Here is a 26,999-nt window from a genome sequence, read left to right as displayed (position 1 = left end):
CAGTGACCAAGAGGTATCTTCCTTTAGCGGTGGTATCTCTCTATAACGTTGGTATCTCTCTACAACGGCGGTAACTCTCTACAATGGTGGTAACAACGTCGCCGCCGTCAGTGCCTGAACCTCAGCCAGGGTATTGTCGCCATAGAGTTCCCGCACCCGTAAACCCTCGTCGGTGACATCGATAACCGCGAGATCGGTGTAGATGCGCTTGACCACGCCTGCTCCGGTCAGTGGGTACTCACACTGCTCCAGAATCTTGGGCTCGTTGGTCTTTGTGGTGTGGCGCATCAGCACGAACAACTGTTTTGCACCCACCGCCAGATCCATGGCACCGCCAACAGCCGGCGGAAACTTGTCGTCGTTGGTGGCCCAATTGGCCAGATCGCCGGTTGCCGAAACTTGAAACGCACCCAGCACCGCAATATCCAGATGGCCGCCGCGCATCATCGCGAAGGATTCGGCGTTGTCGAAGTAGCAGCCGCCTTTGAGCAGCGTCACATACTGCTTGCCGGCATTGATCAGATCTGGATCAATTTTGTCAGGCTCTGGAGCCGGCCCCACGCCGAGAATACCGTTTTCGCTTTGATAAATAACCTGCTTATCATCAGACACATAGTTGGCAACCGAGGTCGGCATGCCAATGCCAAGATTGACATAGGCGCCGTCTGGAATGTCCTGGGCCACTCGACTAGCCATCTCATTTCTATTAAGCCGCATCATGTTGCTGTACCTTCTGGACCACTACTCGATCAACAAATATGCCCGGCGTCACCACGTGCTCCGGGTCAAGCTCACCGACCTCAACCACGGCGTTAACTTCCGCAATGGTGATTCGGGCGGCGGTCGCCATGATGGGATTGAAATTACGACCGGCGGTGTTGTAGATCAAATTGCCCCAGGCATCTCCCCGGTGTGCTTTGATCAGCGCCACATCGGCAGGCATGGCGGTTTCCAGCACATAGCCCTTGCCATTGATCACCTTGGTCTCTTTACCCTCGGCCAGCCGGGTGCCATAACCGGTGGGTGTATAAACCCCACCCAAGCCAGCACCGGCGGCGCGGATGCGCTCCGCCAGGGTGCCCTGTGGCACCAGCTCCAGTTCAATTTTGCCCTCTTCGTAAAGGCGCTCAAACCAGATCGAGCCGGACGAGCGTGGGAACGAACACACCATTTTACGCACCAGCCGGTCCCGCAATAACGACGCAATGCCTTCTTCAGCGGTGCCGGCATTGTTGGAGATAATGGTCAGCTCACGGGCACCGTGCAGGCGAAGCGCTTCGATCAGCTGCATCGGAATACCGGAATTACCGAAACCGCCGATCATCACAACACTGCCGTCTTCAATATCGGCAACCGCGGCTCGCAGGGATTCACAGATTTTGTTAATCACGATTGTTCACCATTGCATGGGTTGCGGTTAACCGGGTTTGAGCGACATAGGCCGCCGTACCCATTGGTGCCACGCGTAGATCAGACCGGCCAGACTAAAGCCGATAGCATCCGTCACGATGTCGGGATAGATCAGCACGACACCGGAGATCATCACCAGTATTCGCAAGGGCCAGGCCAGGATTCCCACCCGGTAAAGATACCCCTCCATAGCGGAGGCCATCAGCCAGATTGCGGTTACGGCTGTCACCACAGAGACCAGAATGTCGCCCAGGGCGCCCTGAAGAATCAGCGACGGGTTAAGCACGAACAGGAACGGCAGGATGAACAGAATGCCCCCAAGCCGCATGGCATACAGCCCGGTCTTGCTGGCGTTAGCACCGGCAACTCCGGCAGCAGTAATCGCCGCCAGGGCGACCGGCGGCGTGATGTACGACATCATGCCCCAGTACAGAATGAACAGATGGCTCGCCAGCGGATTCAGACCGGCATTGACCAGCGCGGGCGCCAGCAGAATGGAGAGGAAGATGTAGCACGCACTGACGGTCATCCCCATGCCCAACACAAAACTGGTCACTGCACCGGCCGCCAGCATCAGCGGGATACTGCCATCGGCGTAGAGTAGCAACTCGCGGGAGAAGGCACCGGCCACCCCCGTGTAGGACAGGCCGCCCACCACTAGGCCAATGCCTGCCAGAATAGCCACCAGGTTTGAAACACTGGTGGTCAGATCCAGGACAAATGCCAGCGCGCGCTTGAGATTAAGCCGGTGCCGGCGCTTGAACATTGAGATGCCTAACAGCACCACCGTGGCGTAGTAAGGCGCATAGGCCTCCAACCGCATGAACAACAACATGTAGATCAGCATGGCCAGGCTGAACAGGTAGGGCCAACCGTCTTTCAGAGTCTCTTTCATGCTCGGTATGTCCGCTTCCGGCATGCCCTTGAGACCTCGCTTGGCGGCGTAGATATCAACCTGGAAAATCAGTGCGAGATAGAACAGCAGCGCCGGCAGAAAAGCTGCAACGATGATATCCGAGTATGGCACCCCCAGAAACGACGCCATGATAAAAGCCACTGCTCCCATAATCGGCGGCATCAGCGTGCCACCGGTAGAGGCGCAAGCCTCGATCGCGGCCGCGTAATGGGCGGGGTAGCCGGTCTTCTTCATGGTGGGAATGGTAATCGGGCCGGTGGTCAGGATGTTGGAGATCACGCTCCCTGACAGGCTGCCAAGAATACCACTGGATAACACGGACACTTTGGCCGGGCCACCGCGACTGCGGCCCATGAGGGCCGTGGAAAAGCGCATGAAAAATTCGCCCCCGCCGGTAACAGTCAACGCAGCACCAAACACCACAAAACCGATGACGAGTTGCGCCACCACCTGCATTGGAATACCGATAATGCTCTCGACACCCATAACGTGCGCACGAATGGTTTCGGCCAGGCCATATTCATTGCCCCACAGAAAACCGGGCATAGAGCCGGCGTAAAGTGGGTAGGTGCCGAATAGTAACGCCACCGCAAGCAGCGGCCAGCCACCGCAACGACGAACACCTTCCAGCACCAGTACCAGCAATACCGCAGAAGCGGCAGTCGCCTCGATTGGCGCCATATAATCCCAGCCCAGCTGGATCATGATCAAACCGTGGTAGCCCAGATAACCACAGGCACCCAGAGCCGCCAGCGCCAGTGGCCAGTCGTACCAGGGTACCCGATGACGAGCTCCCGGCCAGGCCGGAAAACAGAGAAAGGCAGCCGCAAGAAAAACACCGATCAGATAGTAGAGGTAGGCGTTGCCCAGCGGCTGGAAACCTAGAATTTTCAGGTTAAACGTTTGGTTAATCGCCATCAGCAAACCCAGCGTACCCAGACCCATAGCGCACCAGTAGGCGAAGCCCTGGAGACGGCTAGAAGGAGACTCAGGCGTATTGGAAGGTTCGGCGGTGACGTCCGATGAGGCTTTCATATAGAGGATACTCTGGGAAAAGGGGCCAAACCGGAAGGCTGCGGAGCGCTCCCGGTTGACGCTTGCTCAGTTAAAAATCACAAGGAACTCAACGTTTCCAGACGATGCTTTTCCCAGATAGTCGCGAACTCTTCGTCGCTTTTGCCTTCCGCTTCGGCCAAGGCCTTCGGCCAGGCATCCCGCAGTGCGTTCAAGCGCTCGGTACGCCGATCGTTCCAGGCCTGGTGCTCCTCGGTCCAGATACCTTTTTCTTTCAGGTAACGGATGGCGCCGGCGTGGAAAGGTACATCGATAGCCGGGGTGCCGGCTTCAGACAGGCGCCAGCGGGGCATAACCGCAGTGGCGTCCTTATACATGTCGTAGGTCTCATCCAGTGCCTTGATGAAGGTATAAACAAGCTCAGGGTCAGTGTCCGCACGAACGGTCAGCACCGGGTAACGGTAAGCCAGAATATCCACCGGGTTCTCTTCGCTGATGCCTGCACCAACCGTCTCGGTGTAGGGCTGGAAGAACGGTGCCACTGCTTTCAGACGCGCCCAGCCTTCCGTGTCTTCAGCCGGCACTTCCAGCCAGCGAATGCCACGGGGCGATTCGGCCAGTTCGTAGACATGACTCGGCGTGGTGGTGGTGCAGGAAGCATCAGCTTCATTGCGGGCCAGTGCGCTCATGGTGTTGCCGTAAGTGGGAAACATGATGGCTTCCACGTCGTCCCGGGTCAGACCGGCAAAGGCCAGGAATGCGTCGCACTTGACGTTGATCGACGGGTTGCCTGCAACGTAGGCAAAGCGCTTACCTTTCAGGTCTTTCAGGGTTTTAATATTGGCATCGGCGGCGGTGAAAATACCGAACGACGACGGTCGACCAGCAACAGCACGAAGATCCTGAGGGCCCCAACGGCGGGTGGAGAAGTCGTGGATACCTTCAGCCGCGAAAAACGTTTCGGTGGCCAGGAAGCTGAAGTCGGCACGTTCGCTGATCAATGGCTGCAGGCGACCAATGGCAGAACCTGATGGTTGAATGCGTATACGGGTGCCGTATTTCTTACCAAACGCATCGGCGATGGCGGAGGCTTCGGCATAACCTGCCGATCCAACGTCATATGACGACCAGGTCATGGTGTCAGGCAGCGCGGTTTCGGCGCTGACCGCGGTCGCGCCGAGGGTCATCATGGTGGTGAGCACAGTCGCGGCGGTTGCTGTTAGCAACGGGCGGCGCAGAGCAAAGGAATGAATCATTGAGGGTTCCCTACATTATTGTTTTATGGCCGTGAACTCTTTCTGCCAGCCCGACATTGGATGCAATGCCACAGCAAAAAACCGTGGGGCAGACAGTGCAAAATTAAAAGTAGACCGTAGTACTGACCCTAGTCAATAATTTTCTTAAATTGATGAATTATTTTATTGTATATTGAGAAAATAATTTATTAGAAATAAGTAAATTTGCGCATAATTATTCAAATAATTCTATTTTTTTATTAAAAAACAATGAGTTATATTTTATTTTAAAATAGTGTTTTGTGAAATCAAGAACTACAAAGCAAATCTTTAGTTTGCAGAGCGAAATATAGGGCTTACTCAAGCGAACGGTGGAAACGGCTCCCAACACAGCTTCCTTTAAATGCCCGGTGATCCACCGCTTGCGAGATCCACTGACGAATCTCATCTCGAATGACGTCGATAACGAGTTGCCGGCGCTCGGCGTGCATACGAGACACCACGGACGCAACACTGATAGCGACACGATGCTCGCTGTCCGGCACTCTGAAAGCCACCCCAAGCGCCGCGACTTCCGGCACAATACGCCCGTTGTTAAACGCAAAGCCCAATCGGCGGCACTCGCTCAGGCCGTACCCCACCTCGGCCGGGGTAATGCCGGAGTAGCGTTCATAGCGCTCCTGATTTTTTATCACCATCTGGTCACCTTCCTTCAGAGGCAAAGCAGCCAGCAGCGCCATGGCGCCCGCACCTACGCCCAGAGGTCTGCGCGCGCCTGCCACTAGGGTATTGGCGCTGATCGGATACGTGCCTTCGGCCAGGTCAATGCACACGGAATCGCGATTGGCGAGTATGGAAAGGTAGGTGGATTCTTCGGTGCGCCGCGCAATACTGGCCAGCATCGGTCGCAGGTGGTGACGTAACTTTAAATCCGGTGCCACCGCTTGTGCTGACTCGGCAATTTGCAGCAGCTCAAAGCCGACATGATAGGTCTTGGCGTAAGGGTCAAAGGTGAGTAACCCTTCATGGGCCAGCGCCGTCAGCAGACGATGCGCAGTGGCCGTGTTCATGCCCACTTCCCGGGCAATGCGGGACAAGGTGCCTCCGGTCGGGAAGATTTTCGCAACCGTGCGCAAAAGCAGGGAGGCTTTCGCCAGCGTTGTGCTGGACGTGAACGGCCGAACTTTAGTCTGATTGTTTTCGGTGGTCATGGTTAATTTGGCTACTAGAGTCATTTGTTTTACTGGGCGGATATTCGCCAGTAACTCATATTTACCACATGTTGATAAGATTATCTCAGTTAATAAGATAGCATCGGAATGACTGGGAAATCTGACATTAACAGGTCAAAAAAACCGAAGTAGGGGCAAGAAAAGAAGACAAAGTGGTTAAAAACGACAACATCAAAGCTTGAGTGATTTCCGCAAACACCACCTGGGCGCCTCCAGAGAGCCGTCTTCTTAGGGGATCCGGGTTGCCTGGGAGGTGAAGCATTCCTTGGCCGATGCGGGCTATCATAAAAAAGAAGACGGTCTTCAGGCCCTGAGAGAGAAGGGCCGCGTCCGGCAATACACATCAATGCTCAAAACGCTCCTGCCGCGTTGTCTTTTAGGCCAGCGCTGCGGTGAGCACCCAAAACCCAGGAAGGATTTATGTCGCAACACAGTATTCTGCACACCTTGGCGCCCCAGCTACGGCAGCAGTTTGCAGAGCAGACCCAGGTGATGACCTTCCCGTCCGGCCAGGTTCTGTTCAATCCCGGCGAGCGCTGCCAAGGCTTGCCACTGGTGCTCAGCGGGGTTGTTAAAGTGCAGATGACCGGCGCTTCCGGCAACAGCATTGTGCTTTATCGCATGGGCGCGAACGATATCTGCACGTTGTCTATCGGCTGCCTGATGACCGGCTTTGGCTACCGCGCAGAAGCCAATGTGGAAGACGAAGCCGAAGTGATCATGGTGCCGCGGCCGTTGTTCGACCGGTTGATGGACCAGTCTGACGGTTTTCGCCAAGGTATTATGGAATCTTATGGCCGCCGTTTGGATGACTTGATGCTATTAGTGGAGGAGGTGGCTTTTCGCCGCATGGATGAGCGCCTGAACGAATGGCTACAGGCGCGGGCCGAGCGCAGCCCGCTGTTGATTACCCATCAGGATCTGGCCATTGAGCTGGGCACCGCGCGGGAGGTGGTTAGCCGTTTGTTGAAAGAACTGGAGCGTAAAAATCGGGTGCGTCTGGCGCGGGGCCGCATCGACATACTGTGATGGACAAACGAGGGAAGGGCTCCGCATGAACGCTGGGCGCAAACACAAAACCCGTTCGCGGGTGATTATTCTGCTATTGATTGCGTTGCTGGCTTTGTGGGCAGGTGCTTTTTGGGTGAAGCACAGCTGGGAAGCGATGCTGGCACAGAACAACATTGAGCAGGTTCAGTGGCAGGGTACCCGGTTGGGTTTGCACGGCGTGTCGGTCGCTGAACTGACGGTTATTCAGCTAAGCCCTGAACGCCGTCTTACAATAGACGCTCGCGATATCACCCTGGGCTGGCACTGGGGAGACGGCAGTAAGTGGCAGTGGAAAAACGGGTTGCCGCAGTTGAATACTGTGAACGCGCAGCAACTGGAACTCGATATTGTTGCGATCGAGCCTGCGTCAGCGGTTGATGCCCCTTCTGCCACACCCGCTTTCTCCGTATTTGAACACATGCCGCCGCAACTACCTCTTCAACTACCTCCGTGGCTGCCCTCACGCGTTCGTGTCCAGCAATTTCAGGCCATTCTTCCTTGTGCCAGCGGCCGCTGCTCGCTGCAAGGTGCCTTGGATATTCAGCAAAGCGCGCAAGAAACAGACAATGGTTTACCTATAAACGCGAGTTTGTCGCTGGAGCACCAAGGGCATCGGGTCGATTTTGTTGCAGAATTCGCTTCTATTAAAGAACTCTCCTCGATTAAAGGGCCTGCTTCAGTCAAAGAAGATGCTTTGATTGAAGGAAGTGCCTTGATTGGCAGGGATAGTGCTGCACCCGGTGAGCAGGGACTGCAGATGTCAGCAACCGTCGATATCGACAATACGCGCAACCTGACCCTGGAAACCCGCTACCGCCCGCTTGAGTCGAACACAGAAGTACACTGGCAAGGGTCCCTCGCTGTGCCGGAGCTGCCCAACGCAGAGTGGCTGATAGCCTGGGTTCAGAGCTGGACTCCGTTGCCCCAGGAGGCGAGTTTTGCCCAGCCAGAGCAGGGCTCGGTGAACGTCCGTTGGGATTTTCAGGGGCCACGGCAGAGTTCTTTTGCGAAGGCGACAGGCACGGTCAATGCCGAAGCCCGGGTGCCACAGCCCTGGCCGGTGCCGGGCCTGGGCAGTATAAAGGGAGATCTTGCGCTGGCGTTGGCGCTTAACCAGGGCAAATGGCAACCACAAACCCTAAGCGCAGACCTGGTACTAACGCAGCCAGCGCAGTGGGCCGCGACATTGCCTGCGCAGTTGCGTCCGCAACAGCTAGAACTGTCTTTACGCCCGGCCCCTGCTTTACCTGCAACGGCATCTGCGCTGTCTGGCGCAAATGAAACGGGTGCAAACAAAAATGCAACGAATGCGCCGCTTCCGCTGCAGGTCGCCCTGCGCAGCCGCGGCGCGGCTGATCTTAACGTTGATGCCCACTTGGCGATTTCTACTTCGGCGCCCTGGCAGGTGCAACTGGCCCAAACCCGGCTTACAGCAAATCTGGCTCGGCTGGATGTTGGCCAGTGGCGTATTGATAAGCCCGAACTGGCTCTGTTGATGAGCGGTGAACTGACATCGACAGAGGCGAATCTGATCTTCGCCCAATCGTCCCGGGTTTCCGCCACTCAGGTTAAATCGCTGGGCGGCGATAATGCCGAGGCGCTTGAGCTACAAAATCTGCAATTGGCACTGGCTGGCAATAACCTGACGGCAGGCTTCAACACCGCCCCGGCGACGTTGGAGAGCTTGTCATTTAGCGGACCTTTGGATATAAGCGTCAAGCAGATAAAACATCCTCAGTTGCTGACGCAAGGCTGGCAATTTAACGGCAAAACGAAAACCGATACGAATGGCCTTCAATGGTCGGGAATAGCCAAAGCGAACAGCGGTACCTCCGCTAATATCAACCTGAAAGTTCCTTATGGCAGCGCGGCCGCACAGGCCGTTGGTGTTAACGCGCAAATGCGGGTGAGCGGCAAGCGGGAAATTGACGGCCTGGGGCGGGTGCTTGTGGCCTGGCCGGAACTGCTTGACGCCAGCGGCGGCACTATAAGTGCCAACGTGAACGCACAGCTGCTGCCCGGCCAACCGTTGGTTGTCGATGGCAAACTGGTGTTTCTGGACGTTGGTGGTACCTGGGATCGCACCGCATGGCGCAACATGAATGGCACCGTTGAAGCCACGTTGAAGTCTGACCAATTTCAGGTATCGACATCGCAGTTGACCTTGGATGAGATCAATCCCGGCATTCCATTAGGACCCATTGCCCTGGCCGGGGATTACCGTGCACCAGCACAACAGCCAATGGCGGGGCAGCTTACCTTAACCCAGGCCAATGCCGGCGCCTTGGGTGGGCAGTTGAACATCGCGTCGGGCCGTTGGGATTTGGCCTCAGCTCCGGTCACCGTGCCGCTGGAATTGGACCGCTTAAATCTGGCGCAGTTGTTACGGGTGTACCCGGCAGAGGGCCTGGCCGGCACCGGCATGCTCAGCGGTACCATACCGCTAGTGATAGACCCAGCCACGGGTGTACAGGTGAAACGTGGCCGCCTGGGTGCGTTGGAACCGGGTGGCCAGCTGCAATTGAGTGCGGAACGGCTGCGCGCCCTGGGGCGAAAAAACGAAACTATGGAGTTAGTGTCGAAAGCTTTGGAAAACTTTCGTTATTCCGCTCTCAGCAGCGATATTGATTACGACGAAAACGGCACTTTGTTGCTGGGCCTGCATTTGCAAGGCAACAGCCCGGAGGTGGGTGATGGCCGTGCTGTGGTGTTGAATATTAATATTGAAGAAAATATCCCCGCCTTGCTGACCAGCTTGCAACTCAGCGGCCGGGTGACAGATGCGGTGGCCGAGCGGGTGAAAAAGCTGCTTAAAAAGCGCGAGCGCGAAGCCGCGGAAGACCTGATAAAGTAAGTGGTAATAAAGGAGCATATTATTATGACGTGTGTTGGTTTGAATGTTTTTCGCCCGCTAACGGCGATGCTTGCGGGCTTGTTGCTGGCCACCGTGATGTCTGGTTGCACGCCCACGGTGCGGGTGCAGGCACCCCAAGAGCCGATTACGGTCAACCTGAACGTAAAAATTCAGCACGAAATTTACGTGAAGGTCGATAAGGATGTGGACGAGCTGTTCAGTGAAAAAGGCCTGTTCTGAGTTCGCAACCCTGTTACAAACACCCGACGATAACGGGCGCACGTACCAAACAATCGAGAGTGTGCGTACCTGAGAATAAAGAGTGTACGCACCTGATAATCAAGGAGTTGAATATGACTATTTACCAGCGCATCGCTGCCTTGCTGCTAACGATGAGCCTGAGCATTCCGGCGTTTGCCATGAGCCTCGACGAAGCCAAAAATGCTCTGGATTCTGCAAAAAGCCAGGGTTTGTTAGGTGAAACGCCGTCGGGTTACCTGGCTCCGGTGACGTCTGATGCCCGCGCCCGCGATATTGCAGAGGCCATCAATGATGCCCGTCGCGAAGCGTACACAGGCATTGCCCAGAAGAACGGCATTGCAGTGTCAAAAGTGGAAGCTGTGGCGGGCCAGAAAGCGGTTGAGAAAACTCCAGCCGGGCAATACATCGAAATGGGTGGCCGCTGGGTACAAAAATAAACCGGTTAAAGTTTGAGCGCCGCGCGCCGATACCCGTTGTAACAGATTTGGCTGTTTGTGAATTGCAGCTTGAACGTTTGAACGAGGGTTTTTGCCATGGTTTCGCCTTTATACGGTCCGCTTTCGCCGTCATCACCACAGTCATCATCACAGCCATCACTTCAGTCGCGGTCTCAATCGCCGTCTCAATCAAGCGCCACCAACGAGGCACAGGCGCAACGCCGTGACGCCCCGTTCTCTGGCCAGGTAAATAACGGCCAGGCCGGTGATGAAGCGAAAGCCACAGAATCTGCCAGCAAATCCCAGCGCCGGGTTATTCGCACGCCTGAAGATGCCATCAACGTGCTGCGTTCGCGCTTGCAGCAGCAGATGGAGCAAAGCCTGGGCAAGCTTGAAGGCCCCGGCGGCGGCGCAGCGCGCAATCTTGGCAGTGGTTTTCAGCCGCCGTCTGCCGCGGACGTGGCGGGCACTGTACTGAGCTTTATTCAGCTGAGGCTGGAACAGGAAGCAGCGGCCGGAGCCGACCCTGAACGCCTGGCTAATCTTATGGAGCAGGCCCGCTCTGGTATTGAAAAAGGCTACGGCGAAGCCCGTGAGCAAATTGAAGCCTTGGGGTTGATGAATCCTAAGCTGGCCAGCGAGATTGATGACGGCTTCAATCGCATTCAGAACGGCTTGGATAAACTCGCCGAGCGCTTTTTGGGCCAGCCGGCACCCGCTGGCGGTGTCGAGGCGGTTAGCCGCAGCGGTATGCAGGTTGAGTCCGCCTCCCGCGGCGCCTTCCGTTTTGAAGTGACCACTGCCGATGGCGACAAAGTGTCCATTCTGATGGAAGAGGACCGTTACTCAGCGGTTCAAAGCCGTTCAACGAGCAGCGAGAGCGGTGAGTCGAATTCACTGACTGCAGTCAATGCTTCCGCCGGGCGCTACTCGTTCAGTGTGGAAGGTGACCTGGACAGTGGCGAACGTGAAGCCATTGCCGGCTTGCTGGAACAGGCGCAGGGCGTTGCCGGGCAGTTTTTCCGCGGCGATGTTCAGGGCGCGTTTGAATCCGCACGGGGCTTGAACCTGGGCGGCGAAGAACTGGCCAGTTTTAGCCTGAATCTGTCTTCCAGCCGCACAGTATCAACCACGGCCTATGAGTCCACATCTGGCCAGCCGTCACTGGCCAGCCAGCTGCGGCCGTTGGCCGGGTTGGCTCAGGATGTTCGCGAGCTGGGGCAGGGTGGCATCGACAAGGGCCTTGATACCACCACCCTGAATGATCTGGTGCAGAGAATGTTGGATGACCAGCAAGATGCGATTAACAAAAGCGCGACGAGCAATCGCCCGATGATGGACGAATTCATTGGCGCCATCCTCAACGGTTTGCAGCCCGGTTAATCTTAGCTCAACCCAGCTCAGCTCAGCCTGCCAGGTGCTGAGCCAGAAATACCAGCGTGCGGCCGCGGGCCAACGCCGCCGCACGCTGGTTGTAAGCCGGTCGCCCCCAACAGTTGAAGCCGTGATCCACTCCCTCGTAGTTGTGAATGCTGGCGTGTTTCTGGCCGTCAAAAGCCTTGCGCACCTGATCGACGGCGCTGGCCGGTATTAAGCCGTCCAGCCCGGCGTAATGGAACAATATGGGTTGGCTTATCTGCCCGGCCACGTCCAGATGGTTTTGAATCCCGCCACCGTAATAGCTGACAGCGGCGTCTGGCATGCCGCTGGCGGCAGCCCGATAGGCCAGCTGCCCGCCCATGCAAAAACCAAGCACGCCCACCTTGCCAGACACCTGCGACAATCCCCGTAGATGTTCAATGGCGGTCACAACGTCTTCTGCCGCCTGACTGAAGTCGGTGCCTTTCATCAGCTCAAACGCTTCGGCGGTGCCCGCTTCGGTATAGCCCAGATTGGTTCTGGTTTGTTGGCGCCAGAACACATCCGGTGCCAGCACCACGAAGCCGTCCAGCGCATACTGCTCGGCGACGGCACGAATGTGATCGTTTACTCCCCATATTTCCTGAATCAGCACCAGGCCAGGGCCTGTTCCGGCCGGTGGCAATGCCAGGTAGCCGGAAAACGTGTTTTTATCGTCGGATGAAATCGTAATCCATTTTTTTGATGTCATTTCGATGCCTTTCAATAGATGCCGGTTAACATTAAGCGCCTGTAAACAGATGCCTGTGAAATATGGAAAATATGGCGTTCGACTGAATTATTCTGCGAATACGTTGGTCACCACGGCTAGCTTCGAAGTGTTCGTCCATCATTGCAGGTATTAGTGCTCTGATGGAACCGGATCTCGCTATGCGTTATTTATGGTTTATGGTTGTGCTTTGCCTGTGTTTGGCCACGCTGAAATACGCTTTCCACTGGTGACCCAACACGATTTGAGCGCAGACCTGCGGCCCTATATTCAGGTAGAAGGTGCCGTGCCGGTAACGGCGAATTTGGTGTTTCGGGTTAATAAATAGCATCAATGTTCATGGATTAGCGGGCGAAAGAAAGTCACAGGAGAGCAGCAATCGACGCTCGTCGAGAGTCATACATCAGCTAGCTTGCGTACCTCCAGCGACAGGTCTTCACGCAGGGTGCAACAGATGCAGCCGTTGCTCATTTCAACGAGCTTCTCCTCGCTACGATTTAATTGCACCTCGTTTTTCACGGCACTGGCGTCAATGTTGATTTCGCTCATGTCGTTGACAATCATTGCCACCCGACGGCCCTCCCGATTATTCAGCAGGTGGCTCAAAACCGTGGTTTTGCCAGCACCAAGAAAGCCCGATAGAACGGTGACGGGCAGTTTTTGCCAGTATTTTTTATAAATCCCCGCTGTTTCTGATAAGAATTAATAACGTTATAACATGTCATAAGTCAGTGGTAAGGATAGGGCAACTCCCGTATTGACAATACTTTTGATGGGGCATGAGGATTCGCCTACCGAGTCGGTAGGCGAATTCGCACGTCTACGTTCATTTATAAAAGTGCGTTATGTCGGCGTGACCTGGGTGAGGTGATTGTCCTATACATCGCTTCATAGCAAGATTGAAAAACCGCCCGGGATCGAATGCTGTTTCAGCGTTCCTGGTAAGCAGGCGCCGTTTCAACGGCTTCGGCCAGCATCTCGGCGGTAATGGGTGACAGCGTCCAACCCAAGTGGCCATGGCCAGTATTGTAGAACACCGTTGGCAGGCGACCCGGGCCGACTCGCGGCATCATGGTGGGAAGCATGGGGCGCAGTCCCGCCCAGGGCACAACGCGCCGGGTACAGACCCCGGGGAAGCATTGCTCAACCCAACGGGTGAGTGGGCGAATGCGGTCATCCCGAATGTTGCGATTGTAGCCGTTGAATTCTGCTGTGCCCGCAATGCGGAAACGATCATCGCCCAACCGGCTGGTGACCAGCTTGGTGGCATCGTCCAGCAGGCTAACGGTCGGCGCCGCTTGCCGGGAAGCTTCGTCGTCCAGCTCAACCGTGATGGAATAGCCTTTCACCGGATAAATGTTAACGCGGTCGCCCAGTTTCGCAGCCAGATCCCTGCTGCCAACGCCTGCACATACCACGACACCATCGAAGGTGTTACGAATTTGTTGTTCGCCATCAAAAGACGTTACCCAGGCATGGGATTGATCTGCACTCAGCTCGGTAACCGTGTGGCCATAACACGTTTTTACGCCGCGGCGCTGGATCGCATCTGCCAGGCCGCTGGTAAACTTGTGAATATCACCGGTGGAATCGCTTTCGGTGAAAAAGCCACCGTAGTAGGTGCCGGCCAGGGTGGGCTCGATTGCCTTCATTTCATCGGGCGTGACTGCCCGGCGCTCCAGACCTCCTGCTGCCAGCAATTTCGAGACGTTTGCCGCGTGGTCGAAGCCGGCCTTGTCGCGATAGATGTGCAGTATGCCCTGTTCCTTCAGGTCGAAATCGATACCTTCTTCTTTTGCCCATGAAAACAGATGCTCACGGGCAGCGATCGCCAGGCGGGCGGTTTCGGTGGTATTTTTTTCGTACTGGGGAATGGCCGCCATGAACTCGGCAAACCAGCTCAATTTGTGCCAGGAGGGCTTGGGATTAACCAGCAGCGGTGCATTGCTGTGGAACATCCATTTCATGCCTTTGATCACGGTCTGCCAGTTGTTCCAGACTTCTGCATTGGACGCCGACAATTGACCGCCATTTGCGAAAGACGTTTCCATAGCCGCATAACGATGCTTTTCGTAAACGGTGACGTCGAAGCCGCGCTTGGCCAGAGAGTAAGCGGTGGTGATACCGGTGATACCACCGCCAATAACTGCAATATGCTTCATAACAATCTCCAGAGAGCGCCCACGGTTAGCTGTCTACCCAACATGGTAGAAGCACCCCTTCCGTCTCTGGACCTGAGAGATTCACGAGCCGGTTCAGTGAAACCGGCCGCTTGCTCCTTCGGTGTGCCGAGTGACGCAGTCATCGGCAGCTCTTCGGAAAGTTATCGTGTTAGCGGTCCCTTTTGCCTGAGAGTTTCCGGGGCAGTTGCTCCTTCGGCGCCGGCCACACAGCTGTGTGGCACAGTCTCTCCCGCTAACACCTATCATCTGTAGTTTACGTCAGTTTGGTGCGCAACAAAAAAAACAGGCTTGTTTTGCGCATTGATTGAAGCAAGCGATGATGTTGCTTCAGGACTTCATCCATTACAAGCCCGATTTACGTCTGACAGTCGACAGCGTCAACGAGCTTGGCCGGTTGGTTTAGTCGTTCCTTACAAAAGGGATGCGAAACGGTGATGAGAAGAGCTATTTTAAGAAACAAAAAAGCCCGGACCTTCCGGCACCGAGCTAAGTTGTTGAAATATGGTCGGGACGGTAGGATTTGAACCTACGACCCCTTGCACCCCATGCAAGTGCGCTACCAAGCTGCGCTACGCCCCGATTTGCTAATTTCTGCCTGTTCAAAACGATGTTTTGGTGGCACCGGCCATTGAGACTTAAAGAGGAATCTCAGTGGCTTAGCGGGACAGAATATTACACGAGCAGATTCCAAAAAGAAACACCAACCGGCGAAATTGTGTGGGTTTTAGCGCGCATTAACGTAATTTGGTTTCCCGCAGTTTGGACACGAATTCGGGTGGAGCGAAGCTATCCGGACTGGATACTCCCCAGTACTTGTTGAATACGGTCAGGCCGGTGTCACCTTTCAGTAGCGCTCCAGGCTCGATAAACGGAAACAGGTCCAGATAGGAGCTGACCTGGGTTTTCGATACCCGGCGAATGATGTGTTCCGGGCCTAGCTCGGAGGGGTGGTTCAGCCCACCCGCTTGCAGCAGATTTTGCAGGGCTTCCAAGGTGTTTTTATGAAAGTTGTAAACCCGATCGCTTTTCAGGGGTACATCGATTTTTTCACCGCGTCTCGGGTCTTAAGTAGCAACGCCGCTAGGGCCAGTGAATGGCTCATCCACTCAAAGCCTTCCTCATACATATTCAGCTGAGAGCCGAACGGGCGCTTGTCGAGAATGTCTTTTGCACGCTGGTACACAATGGTGCGCTGCTCGCGAGAAAACGGTCGTTCGTCGGTGTCAGACTGAATGAAGTACTGACGGATTTCCGGGCCAATAGCCTCAAACAGATAACGGAAATTGGCCATAATCGGGTAGTTGCGGCTAATCGTATGGCGACGCTGTAACAGATCGTAGGTCCCCAGCATGCTCAGGAGCCCCGTGAGGGCAGTGACAAACGCCATTGGCGTGTAGATCAGAGATAACGGAAGCGACATGAAAAAGGTCACAACACAAAGAATGTAGACGGTGTAACGAACAGGTACCGGGTTCGTTAACTTGGGCATTAAGCGGGCCTCCTTAGGCGAGTGGAGGGTTGGGAGGTTGATTTATGCCCTCTATGGGCAGGGAGATGACTTTGATATATGGAGCACAAAACCATAAACTGATGCTCTCGTAACTTTTGAGAGTCCCGATTTAACCGCACAAACTGACGAAGTTCAATAATGTTTAATGTAGTTCAATGAATGAAGGAGGCTCCACTGTGGGCGACATTGCTAAAGACGATTATCAAACCGACTACGTGGTGGGACAAGACAACATTGCGAAGTTTGGTTTTGACATACACAACGTTGTGTTCCCGGTGACAGCGCTGCTTATCATCCTGTTTGTCGTAGGAACACTGATTTTCCCCACAGCATCAGGGGAATTGCTTGCTAGCGCCAAAACGGTGCTATCGCAATTTTCGACTGGGGCTTTCTGCTCAGCGCAAACTTTTTCGTTCTTCTCTGTCTCGCTCTGATCGTCATGCCGGTCAGTAAAATCCGTATAGGCGGTCAGGACGCCAAGCCGGAATTCTCCCGGATGTCCTGGTTTGCGATGCTGTTTGCGGCCGGCATGGGCATTGGCCTGATGTTCTGGTCCGTGGCCGAGCCGGTGGCTTACCTCACCGACTGGTATGGCACCCCGCTGGGCGTTGAGCCCAATACACCGGAAGCCGCGAAGTTGGCCATGGGTGCGACCATGTACCACTGGGGTCTACATCCCTGGGCAATCTACGCCATCGTAGGTCTTTCCCTGGCATTCTTCACCTATAACAAGGGCTTTCCCCTGACGATCCGTTCGGCTTTCTTCCCGATCCTGGGTGACCGTGTCTGGGGCTGGCCTGGCAACGTCATCGATATCATTGCGGTTCTGGCAACCATCTTCGGTCTTGCCACCTCCCTTGGTTTCGGTGCCCAGCAAGCAGCAGCCGGTCTGGCCTTTCTGTTTCCCGAAGCGATCGAGGGCGGTCTCAACGTTCAGGTTGGCATCATTGCCGGTGTTACGGCCATTGCCACCCTTTCCGTCATTCGCGGTATTGACGGCGGCGTAAAGCTGTTGAGTAACATCAATATGATCATTGCTGGTCTGTTGCTGGCGTTTGTCTTCTTCGCAGGTGCAACCCTGGGAATCATCGAGCAGATGTGGACCACCACTGCGGCCTATGTTGGCAACATGCTGCCCCTGAGCAACCCCTTCGGTCGTGAAGAAGATACCACCTGGTTCCATGGCTGGACGGTGTTCTACTGGGCATGGTGGATCTCCTGGTCACCCTTCGTCGGTATGTTTATCGCCCGGGTCTCCAAGGGGCGCACGGTTCGCGAGTTCGTAATTGCGGTTTTGTTGGTCCCCACCGTGATCAGTATTGTCTGGATGAGCACCTTTGGTGGCAGCGCCCTGGCGCAAATTCAGGCAGGCGTGGGCACGCTTGCGAGCGACGGCTTGACTGACGTGTCTCTGGCCATGTTTCAGATGCTTGAAAATATCCCCTTTACCGCGATTACTTCCTTCATGGGCATAGTGCTGGTTCTGGTGTTTTTCGTGACATCATCGGACTCAGGTTCGCTGGTTATCGACAGCATCACCTCTGGCGGTAGAATCGATGCCCCCAAAGCCCAGCGTATTTTCTGGGCGGTTACGGAAGGCATGATTGCAGGCGTATTGCTGTTTGTGGGCGGCGCAGATGCCTTGAGCGCGCTGCAAGCCGGCGCGGTCAGTGTTGGTCTGCCGTTCACGTTCGTTCTGTTGGGGATGTGCTATAGCTTGATGAAAGGATTGAACCATGAGCGCCGCCTGCTGATTGCAGAAGGCAAAATGACGTAACCAAGGAAGGCCGGCGATTAGCCGGCCCTTTTCACTGCCAATACCGGTAACGTTCAAAGAAAAAAGGGGCCTTCTTCAGAGGCCCCTTTTTTGTTGCAACCAGTTTTATTACAGCCCATTGCTATAAATATCCAAACTCCGCCATAGCATACTTGACCCGTTTCTCGGGCGAATAGTGCGGTCTTCGCAGCGCCGCCACTTTTTGCAACCGCGGCCTGAGACCCCGGCTATTCGCCATCTGGATTGCCAACCCGGGGCGAGCATTGAGCTCCAGCAGCAGCGGTCCCTGCTAGATAATGGCAACATCAGGTGCACCGCCCAATGAATAGAGCCCGGCAAGAATATTCGAGAGGTGTCGCTCCAACGCACCGGCTGTGATTGCAGCGCCAGAGGCCTTCATGTAGTTCTCGCCCTTTCGCCGCAGGATAACGAATATACCTTTGCCACCGGAGCCGCCGGTGGCAAAACCGATGCATCCACAGCCCAGCGTGTATTCTGGGTGGTGATGGAAGGCGCAATCGCCGCTGTGCTGATATTCGGCGGTGGTGATGATGCACTCGGAGCTATTCAGGCTGTTTCGATCAGTGCCGGGCTTGTGCACGAATGCCGATGTGCTCTAGCGTTTGTGAAATTCTTCCATCGCAAAGCGAGCGCGGTCACCGGGGGTGAAGTGGGGGCGTTTCAGATTTTCAATGGCACGCAAGCGCGGCAGTAGGCCGCAGCCGTTGGCCATTTGAATTGCCAGCCCGGGGCGCGCGTTTAACTCTAACAGCAGCGGGCCTTCGTCCACGTCCACCACCAGGTCTACGCCCATATAGCCTAGCCCGGTCGCTTCATAGCAGCGGGAGGCCATTTCCAGCATTTCATCCCAGGCGACAATATGGATATTGCCCAAAGATAAGCCGGTGTCCGGGTGCAGAAGAATGGGGCGATTGAACTGAACCGCATTCAGACTTTTCCCTGTGCCGATGTCTAGCCCCACGCCTACAGCGCCTTGGTGCAGGTTAGCCTTGCCGTCTGACGCTTTGGTGGCAAGCCGCAGCATGGCCATTACCGGGTAGCCCTGAAACACGATAATACGGATATCTGGAACGCCTTGAAACGAATAGCGAGCCAGATCCGGTGTGGACTGCACCAGGTTTTCGACAATGGCCACGTCAGAGGCGCCCGCCAGCGAATAAAGCCCCGCTAGAATGTTGGTCAGGTGCCGTTCCAGCACATCCACGCCAATACGGGCGCCGGAGGCTTTGACGAATTCGTCGCCATCGCGCCCGGTGACGACGGTGATACCTTTGCCGCCAGACCCTTTGGCCGGCTTTATGGCAAAGCCAGCCAAATCCGCGGACATTTCACGGAAGTGGGAAATTTCGTGTTGCTGGCGAACCACCTGCAAAAGCCGCGGTGTTTTCACACCGTATTCGGCCACCACCAGCTTGGTTTTCAGTTTGTTGTCGACCAGCGGGTAGGCCGAACGATCATTGTAGCGGGCAATATAGTCCACATTGCGCCGGTTCATGTTCAACATGCCCAGGCGGTTCAGCGTAAACGGTGATATCCAGCCCATATCAGTCGTACACCTTCATCGGTGTGAAACGGCGCAGTTCGCTGAGTTTGTAGCCGGTGTAATTACCCATTAGCAGAATCAGGCCCAGAATAACCAGGTGCAATTCGGGGAAGTTGAAGGTCAAGTGTCCGGCCAGCGGTGAGCTCATCAGCAGGTAGGCGCAAATGGCGACAAACAGACTGCCTGTACCTTGCCTTATGACTTCCCGCGCGCCTTCCTCTTCCCACAAAATCGACATCCGCTCAATGGTCCAGGCGATAATAACCATGGGGAAAAAGGTCACCGTCATGCCGGTATTAAAGCCCATCTGATAACCTACAACGCTCAAACCGGCGGTAATGAATATTACCAGGATGATCAACGCCGAGATCCGCGAAACCAGCAGCAGGTTCAGGCTGGAAAGGTAGCTGCGCATCAACAGGCCAATGGCGACCACCGACAAAAATGCCACCAGCCCGGGTATCAAAGTGGTCTGCACAAACGCTACCGCAATCAGTACTGGCATAAAGGTGCCGGACGTGCGAATACCGATCAACATGCGCATGAAGGCCACCACTAATGCCCCCAAAGGCAATAGCAGCAGCATGCGGAACATGCCCTGTTCTTCAATCGGCAGTTCGTAAAAACTCAGAAAGCCGAGGCCGGTCTCTTCAGATTGCATGGCTGCCAGCTGAATGGCGGGAATGGTCTGGCGCAGCATAGAGAAGCTTATCTCGGAGTTGGCGCCGCCCACCACGTCCAACAGCGACGCGGATCCCTGGCGCCACAACAACAGGTCTTCCGGCACGCCCTGTTCAGCGGTGCGGGGGTCAAAGGTCAGCCATTCTTCGCCGGTGTGAATTTGCAGGAACGCCAGCAGCGGCTGGCGCCGGCGAGCGTCTTCCAGCTTCAGGCCATCGGCGGCGCGAGCGGGTATGCCAGAGAAGTTCAGCATGTCGACCAGTAGGTCGAGATAATTTTCGCCGGCAATTAGAAGGGTGGTGTTCTGGGCACCGGTATCTGGTTGCATCAGCCGGATCAGTTCGCGGGTCATGCTTTGTGGGTTACTGGAGCGTTGCCTGGCCTGCTCCAGTATTTCCCGAACAGCGGTGGCTTCGGGTTCTTCCCAAAACACAGTGCGCGCCACCGGTTTTACTTTGGAGGGTATGCTGCGAACGTCTGGGTCTGGTATCAACTGGACTTTGTAATACAGCGTTTGTGGACCGGTAACATCACGCTTGGTCCACTCGGCGCGGCGCGTGCCAGCTTGTTCCAGAATAGAAAAACCGTAGCCAGGCGAGGCTGCTTGTTCGCTCAGGGTATGGAAACCCGGGGGTTGATCGGGCACGTTCAGAGCGGCCGTCACGGAGCCGCCTGTGGCGTCAAAATCCACCCGCGCCTCTACCATCCACACCGGCCGTTGTTCGCCGGTCAGCCAGGGAATCCCCAGTTCAATGTGGCGCCATACGGCCAGAGAAATGCCGGTGGCAATAATCAGAAAAATCGCAATGTAAAAGGGTGTGCGCGATCGGGTACTCATAACGTGTCTCTGATAGCATCGCGGTAGCCGCTGTTGCCGTTGATCATGGTGTCGGGCAGTTCGGTTGCAAACTCTTTGCCGACATCAATCAACATCACATCGCGCAGAACGTTGCGGCCAATCAGCACCTGATGGGTAAGGTGGGAACGGTCGGTCAGGGTAAATTCGGCCACTTGCGTATGGTTGCCTATAACAAATTGCAATTCCACCACCACCCGGCGTTCAGGGTCGTCGACGTTTGATTGAAGAATTTTTACCCGTCGCGAGACTTCTTTTTCCAGGGTCAGCAGCCCTTCACTGCCGGGTACGGGCACATCGAAGCGCACCCAGTTGCTGCCGTCGCGCTCGAATCTCACAATATTTCGTGCATCAATGGAAGAGGTTTCGGCGCCGCTGTCGATACGGGCGTTGTAAACAGTTTCTGCTGCGGTCAGGAAGAACTTTTCAACTTCGCCCACAATGAGTTTGCCTTTGAGCTGACTGGCCACGGCCTTGGCTGCGGTAGCCGCGGGGCAAGCCTGCTGTTTCGGCACGGGGGGGCATTCTGGTGCTTTAACTTGGGCACTTATGGCTTGCAGAATGGTTTCGGTGAACGCAGTTTGATCGTTGATTGCTTGCTCGAAGCGTACCTTGGCGTTGTTTTCCATGGTGACCAGCGTCGCCCGCTGGTTTTGCACCGAGGTGTTCACGGTTTCCAGATTGGATTTGGGTACCATAAAGTACTGATCTGCCGAACAGCCGGCCAGGCCCGCTAGTATCATCAACAATGGCAGCGCCAAATGGACGTTGCCACGAGGCTTTGACCCCATGAAACCCTTGAAACCCATGAACTACCCCCGAAGAAAATGACAAAAAAAGTGCCCGAACTGACAGGTCAGCGGCACGAAACGACTGTGTGATGGTGTTTGGGCGCAGTATACAGCAACTCATGGTAGCGATTTGTTTACAGATGATTAAGGCGACGTGTATCCCGTCAGCAACAATGGCAAATGAATAGGTTAAACTTGTCAGTGAACTGTTCTAATGGTTATACCGCAGGAGTAAATGCCCGTGCTTGAAACCTTCAGCCAATGGGTGGCTGACCAACCCGTGCTTGTGCTCTCGCTGATGGCGGCGATTTCTATTCTGGTACTGATATTAGCCGGATTGCTGCAGCGTGCCGGGCAAAATAACCGCCGCTTGCTGGCCGACTACAACGATCTGAAACTGGCATTAAGAGAGCAGCAGATAATGCTGGCCCATGAGCGCCAGTCGGCGGCGGAGAAACTGGCGCTTCTGGAGCACAATCGCGATGCGCTAAAACAGGAATTCGAGAATTTGGCGAACCGTATATTCGATCAGAAAAGCGAGCGCTTCAGTCAGCAGAACCAGAGCAGTATGGATACGCTGCTAAAACCGTTTCGTGATCAACTCAGCGATTTTCGACAGCGCGTCGAAACGGTACACACCACCGAAACCCGTGACCGCCAGGCTTTGCGCAGCGAAATAAAATCGTTGCAGGAACTCAATCGGCAGATTACTGAAGAAGCCTCTAATCTGACCCGAGCGTTAAAAGGCGATAAAAAAATACAGGGTAACTGGGGCGAGTTGATTCTGGAGCGGGTGCTGGAAAGGTCCGGGTTGCGCAAAGGTATTGAATACAAAACCCAGGGCAGCTACCGCGACAGCGATAACCAACTGCTGCGGCCAGACGTGGTGGTGCACCTACCGGATAACCGCAACCTGGTGATAGATTCCAAGGTGTCGCTGGTGGCTTACCAACAGTGGGTTATCAGCGACGAAGGCAGCGCCCGTGATGCGGCGCTGAAGCAGCATATGGACGCCGTGCGCAATCACATTCGCAGCCTGAGCGATAAAGATTACAGCCAGCTCAACGGTTTGCGTTCACCGGATTTTGTGCTGTTGTTCATGCCCATTGAACCGGCTTTTGTGGCAGCTTTCCAGCACGACGACAGTCTGTTTTCAGAAGCCTTTGAGCGTAAGATTATTGTGGTGACGCCCACCACCTTGCTGGCCACCCTGCGCACCATCGAAAACATTTGGCGTTACGAGCGCCAGAGCCAGAACGCCCGACTGATTGCGGAACGCGCAAGCGCAGTTTACGATAAATTGCGGGTATTTGTAGAAGCTATGGAACGCCTTGGTGGCCAGTTGCACACCGCCCAGGGCAGCTACGACAGTGCGATGAACACCCTGACCCGCGGCCGCGGCAACCTGATTTCACAAGCCAACCGCTTTGTGGAATTGGGAGTGCGGGTGAAAAAAGAACTGCCCAAGGCCGTCACCGAACAGGCCGAAGTCGACCCTGAAGCCGGCTCTGGCCTTGATTCTGCCTTTGACTCGGAGCCCGCCCTTGACCGAAACAAGAGCGTCTCCGATACGCCAGGGAACACTGAGCCGGGCGCCGGCGAATCCATTGAGGAAAACAGTTATGGCAGCAACACCGTTTAAATTTTCTGGTTGCCGGGCGTTGGTCGTGTGTGCCGTGTTGTACGCTGGCAGTGCTATGGCGCTGCCCGCGGAGCACGAAATTCGCCGCTTGATGCTGGCGACCGAGCAAGCACTGGCCGCTGAAAACTGGGACGACGCCAGCGAATACCTGGGGCGTTTACAGCAGCTAGACGGCGAGCGCCCGGTGGATTTTTATTTCTACCGCGGCCGGGTGATGCAAAAGTCGGATCTGTTAAACGAGGCTCAAGCCTCGCTTGAGGTGTATGTCACCCGCGCAGGCAAAGAGGGCCAGTACTACAAACAGGCGCTGGAGCGCATTACCGAGATAGAAAAGCTGCGCAAAGACCGCGCCTTGGCAGCGGTGACCAATAATCCGGCAACACCTTTGCAGCCGCGAACAGCCATCATTGAAGCCGCTGGAGGGCAAAGTGCGGCTGATCTGAAAAAGCTGTATTTGGCAGACAGCGAGGAGCAGGCGTTATTGATGCACCTGAACAGTGTTTTGCAGGTGTCAGGTTGGCGCGAAGACAAAGCCATTGTGCAGTTGGACCAACCAGCAGACATTCGCTACCAGGTTGAAAAACGCAACAGCAGCCTGCTGATTCAGCAAATTACCCGTCAGCAAGGCACCATGCTGCGCAAAAGCCAACAGATTGACGTTTATGGCATTAGCCCGTTGGTAAAATGGGATTGCGAACCAAGCCTGGCCACTTGCTGGGTGTATGACCCAAGGGACGGTTCGCGGTTGTTTCAGTTAGGCGCTAACCAAGGCCAGGCGGAAGACATTGCTCGCACGCTGGGGCGTCTCATCCGCAACCTGCAGGCCGCCGGTAAGCAGGTGGCGTTGCCACCTGTGTCCGGTTAAGTACTGTTTTAGCAGACTCAGCTAAAACGTGAGAAGTCTGGTTTACGCTTTTCTACAAAAGCGCGAAAGGATTCGGCTGCCTCCGGCGACTTCAGGCGTTCACCGAACAGCGCGCCTTCTACCCGCATGGTTTCTTCCAGAGCTTCCCGATTTGGCCGTTTTAGCAGTTCTTTGGTAGCGCGAATGGCCGCTGGTGCCTGTGCAGCCAGTTTCTGACAGGCCTCCCAGGCAACTGCTTCTGTGTCATCAGGTTCGCACACGCGATTGATGATGCCCAGGCGCAAAGCCTCTTCCGCACTAAAACGACCACCCAGCATCAGCAGTTCAGCAGCCCGCACGCGGCCAATCCACATAGGCAGTAAAAGGCTGGAGCCACCTTCAGGACACAGGCCAAGGCTGGCAAACGGCATTTGGAAACCGGCGTTGGTGCCTGCCATGACCATATCGCAGTGCAGCAGCATAGTCGTGCCAATGCCTATCGCCGGCCCGTTAATCGCCACAACCACCGGTTTGGTAGCGTTAACCAGCACAAACAGGAAACGGCCTACCGGGGTCTCGCGGAAATCACCGGGTAAGCCTTTGGTGAAATCGTTAAGATCGTTACCGGCGGTGAAACACTCATTGCTGCCGGTAAACAGAATGCAGCGAATGTCCTTGTCGGCCTCGGCCTGATCGATTGCGTCGGCCATGCTGGTGTACATAGCGTGGGTAAGGGCGTTCTTGCGCTCTGGGCGATTTAGGCGAACGATTAAAACCTGGTCCTTTTTCTCAATCAGAATACGGTCTGTCACGGTGTCTCCCAATACTTCTTTGTTAGTTTGCAATGCATCTTAACTGCTTTTCATCGCATTCTTCACCAATTTTAACGCTTTTGAGTCATCAGCAGGCACAGCGAATTGGCCTGCAGTCGCACCCCGCGCGCGGATGAATTTCTGGTAAACTTTGCCTTCTGATTTGCCAATATATTCTTATAACGACCGTTGATGAGGCGACTATGACCACCCTGATCCGCCAGGAAGACCTGATTGAAAGTGTAGCCGACGCGCTGCAGTTTATTTCCTACTATCACCCGAAGGATTTTATTCAGGCGGTGTACGAGGCTTATAAAAAAGAAGAATCCCAGGCGGCTAAAGACGCTATGGCGCAGATTCTGATTAACTCGCGGATGTGCGCCGAAGGCCACCGCCCGATCTGCCAGGATACCGGTATTGTGACGGTGTTCGTGAATGTTGGCATGAACGTGAAGTGGGATTTTGAAACCTCGCTGGACGATGCCATCAACGAAGGCGTGCGTCGCGCTTATACCCATCCGGACAACATGCTGCGGGCGTCGATATTGGCAGATCCGGACGGTAAGCGTGAGAACACAAAAGACAACACGCCCGCCATCATTCATTACAAAATTGTGCCGGGCAACACCGTAGACATTCACGTGGCGGCCAAGGGCGGTGGTTCTGAAGCCAAGTCCAAGTTTGCCATGCTGAACCCGTCAGATTCGGTGGTGGACTGGGTGCTGAAGATGATCCCGCAAATGGGCGCAGGTTGGTGCCCGCCCGGCATGTTGGGTATCGGTATTGGCGGCACCGCTGAAAAAGCCATGGCAATCGCCAAAGAAGCGTTGTTGGAGCCTGTCGATATTCAAGAACTTAAAGCCCGCGGCGCATCAAACCGCGCTGAAGAGCTTCGCCTGGAGTTGTTCGAAAAAGTAAACGAGCTGGGCATTGGTGCCCAGGGCCTGGGCGGCCTGACCACAGTGCTGGATGTGAAAGTGAAAGATTTCCCCACTCACGCGGCCAACAAGCCGGTGGCGATTATTCCCAACTGCGCAGCCACCCGCCATGCGCACTTTGTGCTGGATGGCAGTGGCCCGTCACTGCAAACCCCGCCGAGCCTGGATGACTGGCCGGAAATTACCTGGGAAGTGGGCGAGAACGTGCGTCGGGTGAACCTGAACACTGTTACCCCGGAAGACGTAAAGGACTGGCAGCCGGGTGAAACTGTTTTGCTGTCGGGTAAGATGCTGACCGGCCGTGACGCCGCCCACAAAAAAATGGTGGACATGATCAACAATGGTGAAGAGCTGCCGGTGGACATGAAAGGGCGTTTTATTTACTACGTTGGCCCGGTGGACCCGGTGCGCGAAGAAGTGGTTGGCCCCGCAGGCCCCACCACTGCAACCCGCATGGACAAGTTCACCCACACCATGCTGGAAAAAACCGGCCTGACCGGCATGATCGGCAAAGCCGAACGTGGCCAGGCGGGCATTGACGCCATTCGCGAATTTGGTGCGGTTTACCTGATGGCGGTAGGCGGAGCAGCGTATCTGGTGTCAAAAGCCATCAAGCACGCCGAAGTGGTGGCCTTCCCGGAACTGGGTATGGAAGCCATTTACGAGTTCGACGTGGAAGACATGCCGGTGACGGTTGCGGTGGATTCCCGCGGATCTTCCGTGCACCAGACTGGCCCGGCCGAGTGGCATAAAAAGATCATCGCCGCCAAGGCTGTTTAAATTGAATCGGGGACAGATTTGAAATCTGTCCCCGATTAGACCTGCGCGCCCCAGTCCAGACCGGGGACGGATTTCAAATCCGTC

Annotated in this window: 23 protein-coding genes, 1 tRNA gene, 3 pseudogenes and 1 riboswitch; of the genes and pseudogenes, 10 read left to right on the top strand and 17 right to left on the bottom strand. The window is 55.3% G+C overall.

What is annotated here, in order from left to right:
• Nucleotides 1-78: 78 nt before the first annotated feature.
• The 5 genes from MELB17_RS09205 to MELB17_RS09185 all read right to left on the bottom strand — a co-directional run bounded on the left by MELB17_RS09205 (nt 79) and on the right by MELB17_RS09185 (nt 5,810).
• A complete protein-coding gene (locus MELB17_RS09205; protein WP_007349929.1) occupies nt 79-720 on the bottom strand; it encodes a 3-oxoacid CoA-transferase subunit B in 642 nt (213 codons plus the stop codon).
• Complete coding sequence (locus tag MELB17_RS09200) at nt 707-1,390, bottom strand: 3-oxoacid CoA-transferase subunit A (protein ID WP_007349928.1); 684 nt, start codon at nt 1,388-1,390, stop codon at nt 707-709. The genes MELB17_RS09205 and MELB17_RS09200 overlap by 14 nt, the downstream gene beginning before the upstream one ends.
• Before the next feature lie 27 nt (nt 1,391-1,417).
• Nucleotides 1,418-3,361 carry a TRAP transporter permease gene (locus MELB17_RS09195; RefSeq protein WP_007349927.1) on the bottom strand — a complete coding sequence of 648 codons (1,944 nt, stop codon included), beginning with the start codon at nt 3,359-3,361 and terminating at the stop codon, nt 1,418-1,420.
• 77 nt (nt 3,362-3,438) lie between these two features.
• The gene (locus MELB17_RS09190; RefSeq protein WP_007349926.1) at nt 3,439-4,596 is read right to left on the bottom strand and encodes a TAXI family TRAP transporter solute-binding subunit; all 1,158 of its coding nucleotides are present in this window, start codon (nt 4,594-4,596) and stop codon (nt 3,439-3,441) included.
• A 335-nt stretch (nt 4,597-4,931) separates the two neighbouring features.
• Nucleotides 4,932-5,810, bottom strand: a complete 879-nt coding sequence (locus MELB17_RS09185; RefSeq protein WP_227498847.1) for an IclR family transcriptional regulator — start codon at nt 5,808-5,810, stop codon at nt 4,932-4,934.
• Nucleotides 5,811-6,227: 417 nt separating this feature from the next.
• Between MELB17_RS09185 and MELB17_RS09175 the strand changes: the two genes are divergently transcribed.
• The 5 genes from MELB17_RS09175 to MELB17_RS09155 all read left to right on the top strand — a co-directional run bounded on the left by MELB17_RS09175 (nt 6,228) and on the right by MELB17_RS09155 (nt 11,792).
• The gene (locus tag MELB17_RS09175) at nt 6,228-6,836 is read left to right on the top strand and encodes a Crp/Fnr family transcriptional regulator (protein WP_007349924.1); all 609 of its coding nucleotides are present in this window, start codon (nt 6,228-6,230) and stop codon (nt 6,834-6,836) included.
• A 25-nt stretch (nt 6,837-6,861) separates the two neighbouring features.
• Entirely contained in the window at nt 6,862-9,711 is a 2,850-nt protein-coding gene (locus MELB17_RS09170; RefSeq protein ID WP_007349923.1) for a YdbH domain-containing protein, read from the top strand.
• Between the two features lie 24 nt (nt 9,712-9,735).
• Nucleotides 9,736-9,951: a YnbE family lipoprotein gene (locus tag MELB17_RS09165; RefSeq protein WP_007349922.1), complete on the top strand. Its 216-nt coding sequence runs from the start codon at nt 9,736-9,738 to the stop codon at nt 9,949-9,951.
• 113 nt (nt 9,952-10,064) lie between these two features.
• On the top strand, nt 10,065-10,409 hold the full coding sequence (locus tag MELB17_RS09160; RefSeq protein WP_007349921.1) for a YdbL family protein: 345 nt from the start codon (nt 10,065-10,067) through the stop codon (nt 10,407-10,409).
• 96 nt (nt 10,410-10,505) lie between these two features.
• The gene (locus MELB17_RS09155) at nt 10,506-11,792 is read left to right on the top strand and encodes a DUF5610 domain-containing protein (RefSeq protein ID WP_007349920.1); all 1,287 of its coding nucleotides are present in this window, start codon (nt 10,506-10,508) and stop codon (nt 11,790-11,792) included.
• A gap of 22 nt (nt 11,793-11,814) precedes the next feature.
• Here MELB17_RS09155 and MELB17_RS09150 read toward each other — a convergent pair whose 3' ends face one another.
• The 6 genes and pseudogenes from MELB17_RS09150 to MELB17_RS25545 form a co-directional block, all read right to left on the bottom strand.
• On the bottom strand, nt 11,815-12,519 hold the full coding sequence (locus MELB17_RS09150; protein WP_007349919.1) for a dienelactone hydrolase family protein: 705 nt from the start codon (nt 12,517-12,519) through the stop codon (nt 11,815-11,817).
• A gap of 423 nt (nt 12,520-12,942) precedes the next feature.
• Nucleotides 12,943-13,218: pseudogene (locus MELB17_RS23720) on the bottom strand (GTP-binding protein); the annotation flags it as partial.
• Nucleotides 13,219-13,466: 248 nt separating this feature from the next.
• Nucleotides 13,467-14,699 carry a D-amino acid dehydrogenase gene (locus MELB17_RS09145; RefSeq protein WP_007349916.1) on the bottom strand — a complete coding sequence of 411 codons (1,233 nt, stop codon included), beginning with the start codon at nt 14,697-14,699 and terminating at the stop codon, nt 13,467-13,469.
• A gap of 163 nt (nt 14,700-14,862) precedes the next feature.
• Nucleotides 14,863-14,962: riboswitch (glycine riboswitch) on the bottom strand.
• Between the two features lie 260 nt (nt 14,963-15,222).
• Nucleotides 15,223-15,299: transfer RNA gene (locus tag MELB17_RS09140), tRNA-Pro, on the bottom strand.
• 155 nt (nt 15,300-15,454) lie between these two features.
• Nucleotides 15,455-15,712 carry a hypothetical protein gene (locus MELB17_RS25550; protein WP_007349914.1) on the bottom strand — a complete coding sequence of 86 codons (258 nt, stop codon included), beginning with the start codon at nt 15,710-15,712 and terminating at the stop codon, nt 15,455-15,457.
• A gap of 35 nt (nt 15,713-15,747) precedes the next feature.
• Nucleotides 15,748-16,209 (bottom strand): hypothetical protein, encoded by a 462-nt coding sequence (locus tag MELB17_RS25545; RefSeq protein WP_007349913.1) that lies wholly within the window; start codon nt 16,207-16,209, stop codon nt 15,748-15,750.
• A 197-nt stretch (nt 16,210-16,406) separates the two neighbouring features.
• On the opposite strand from MELB17_RS25545, the pseudogene MELB17_RS09125 reads away from it, so the two are divergent.
• Nucleotides 16,407-18,007: pseudogene (locus MELB17_RS09125) on the top strand (BCCT family transporter).
• 121 nt (nt 18,008-18,128) lie between these two features.
• On the opposite strand, the gene MELB17_RS26455 reads toward MELB17_RS09125, so the two are convergent.
• Together MELB17_RS26455 and MELB17_RS26450 are read right to left on the bottom strand one after the other, a co-directional pair.
• A complete protein-coding gene (locus MELB17_RS26455) occupies nt 18,129-18,281 on the bottom strand; it encodes a hypothetical protein (protein WP_227498853.1) in 153 nt (50 codons plus the stop codon).
• Between the two features lie 15 nt (nt 18,282-18,296).
• Entirely contained in the window at nt 18,297-18,407 is a 111-nt protein-coding gene (locus MELB17_RS26450; RefSeq protein ID WP_413540277.1) for a hypothetical protein, read from the bottom strand.
• Nucleotides 18,408-18,461: 54 nt separating this feature from the next.
• Between MELB17_RS26450 and MELB17_RS26445 the strand changes: the two are divergent.
• Nucleotides 18,462-18,602, top strand: a pseudogene (locus MELB17_RS26445) (BCCT family transporter); the annotation flags it as partial.
• Between the two features lie 21 nt (nt 18,603-18,623).
• On the opposite strand, the gene MELB17_RS09115 reads toward MELB17_RS26445, so the two are convergent.
• From MELB17_RS09115 to MELB17_RS09105, 3 genes are read right to left on the bottom strand one after another with little or no spacing between them, the layout of a single operon-like run.
• Complete coding sequence (locus MELB17_RS09115) at nt 18,624-19,571, bottom strand: alpha-L-glutamate ligase-like protein (protein ID WP_007349909.1); 948 nt, start codon at nt 19,569-19,571, stop codon at nt 18,624-18,626.
• Between the two features lies 1 nt (nt 19,572).
• Nucleotides 19,573-21,090: an inactive transglutaminase family protein gene (locus tag MELB17_RS09110; RefSeq protein ID WP_007349908.1), complete on the bottom strand. Its 1,518-nt coding sequence runs from the start codon at nt 21,088-21,090 to the stop codon at nt 19,573-19,575.
• Entirely contained in the window at nt 21,087-21,917 is an 831-nt protein-coding gene (locus MELB17_RS09105; protein WP_007349907.1) for an ATP-dependent zinc protease, read from the bottom strand. The genes MELB17_RS09110 and MELB17_RS09105 overlap by 4 nt, the downstream gene beginning before the upstream one ends.
• 217 nt (nt 21,918-22,134) lie before the next feature.
• Here MELB17_RS09105 and MELB17_RS09100 point away from each other — a divergent pair, with 217 nt between their 5' ends.
• Together MELB17_RS09100 and MELB17_RS09095 are read left to right on the top strand one after the other, a co-directional pair.
• Nucleotides 22,135-23,541, top strand: coding sequence for a DNA recombination protein RmuC (locus MELB17_RS09100; RefSeq protein ID WP_007349906.1), 1,407 nt, complete (start codon nt 22,135-22,137; stop codon nt 23,539-23,541).
• Nucleotides 23,522-24,406: a hypothetical protein gene (locus MELB17_RS09095; protein ID WP_007349905.1), complete on the top strand. Its 885-nt coding sequence runs from the start codon at nt 23,522-23,524 to the stop codon at nt 24,404-24,406. Before MELB17_RS09100 ends, MELB17_RS09095 begins: the two co-directional genes overlap by 20 nt.
• A gap of 17 nt (nt 24,407-24,423) precedes the next feature.
• Here the strand turns inward: MELB17_RS09095 and MELB17_RS09090 are convergent, their stop codons facing one another.
• Nucleotides 24,424-25,197: an enoyl-CoA hydratase gene (locus MELB17_RS09090; RefSeq protein ID WP_036184238.1), complete on the bottom strand. Its 774-nt coding sequence runs from the start codon at nt 25,195-25,197 to the stop codon at nt 24,424-24,426.
• Between the two features lie 203 nt (nt 25,198-25,400).
• On the opposite strand from MELB17_RS09090, the gene MELB17_RS09085 reads away from it, so the two are divergent.
• On the top strand, nt 25,401-26,915 hold the full coding sequence (locus tag MELB17_RS09085; protein WP_007349903.1) for a fumarate hydratase: 1,515 nt from the start codon (nt 25,401-25,403) through the stop codon (nt 26,913-26,915).
• Nucleotides 26,916-26,999: the final 84 nt, after the last annotated feature.

This window comes from Marinobacter sp. ELB17 (assembly GCF_000169375.1).
Taxonomy (GTDB): Bacteria; Pseudomonadota; Gammaproteobacteria; order Pseudomonadales; family Oleiphilaceae; genus Marinobacter.
The sequence above is the reverse complement of the archived record's forward strand: the minus strand, read 5'-3'. Positions and strand labels throughout refer to the sequence as shown.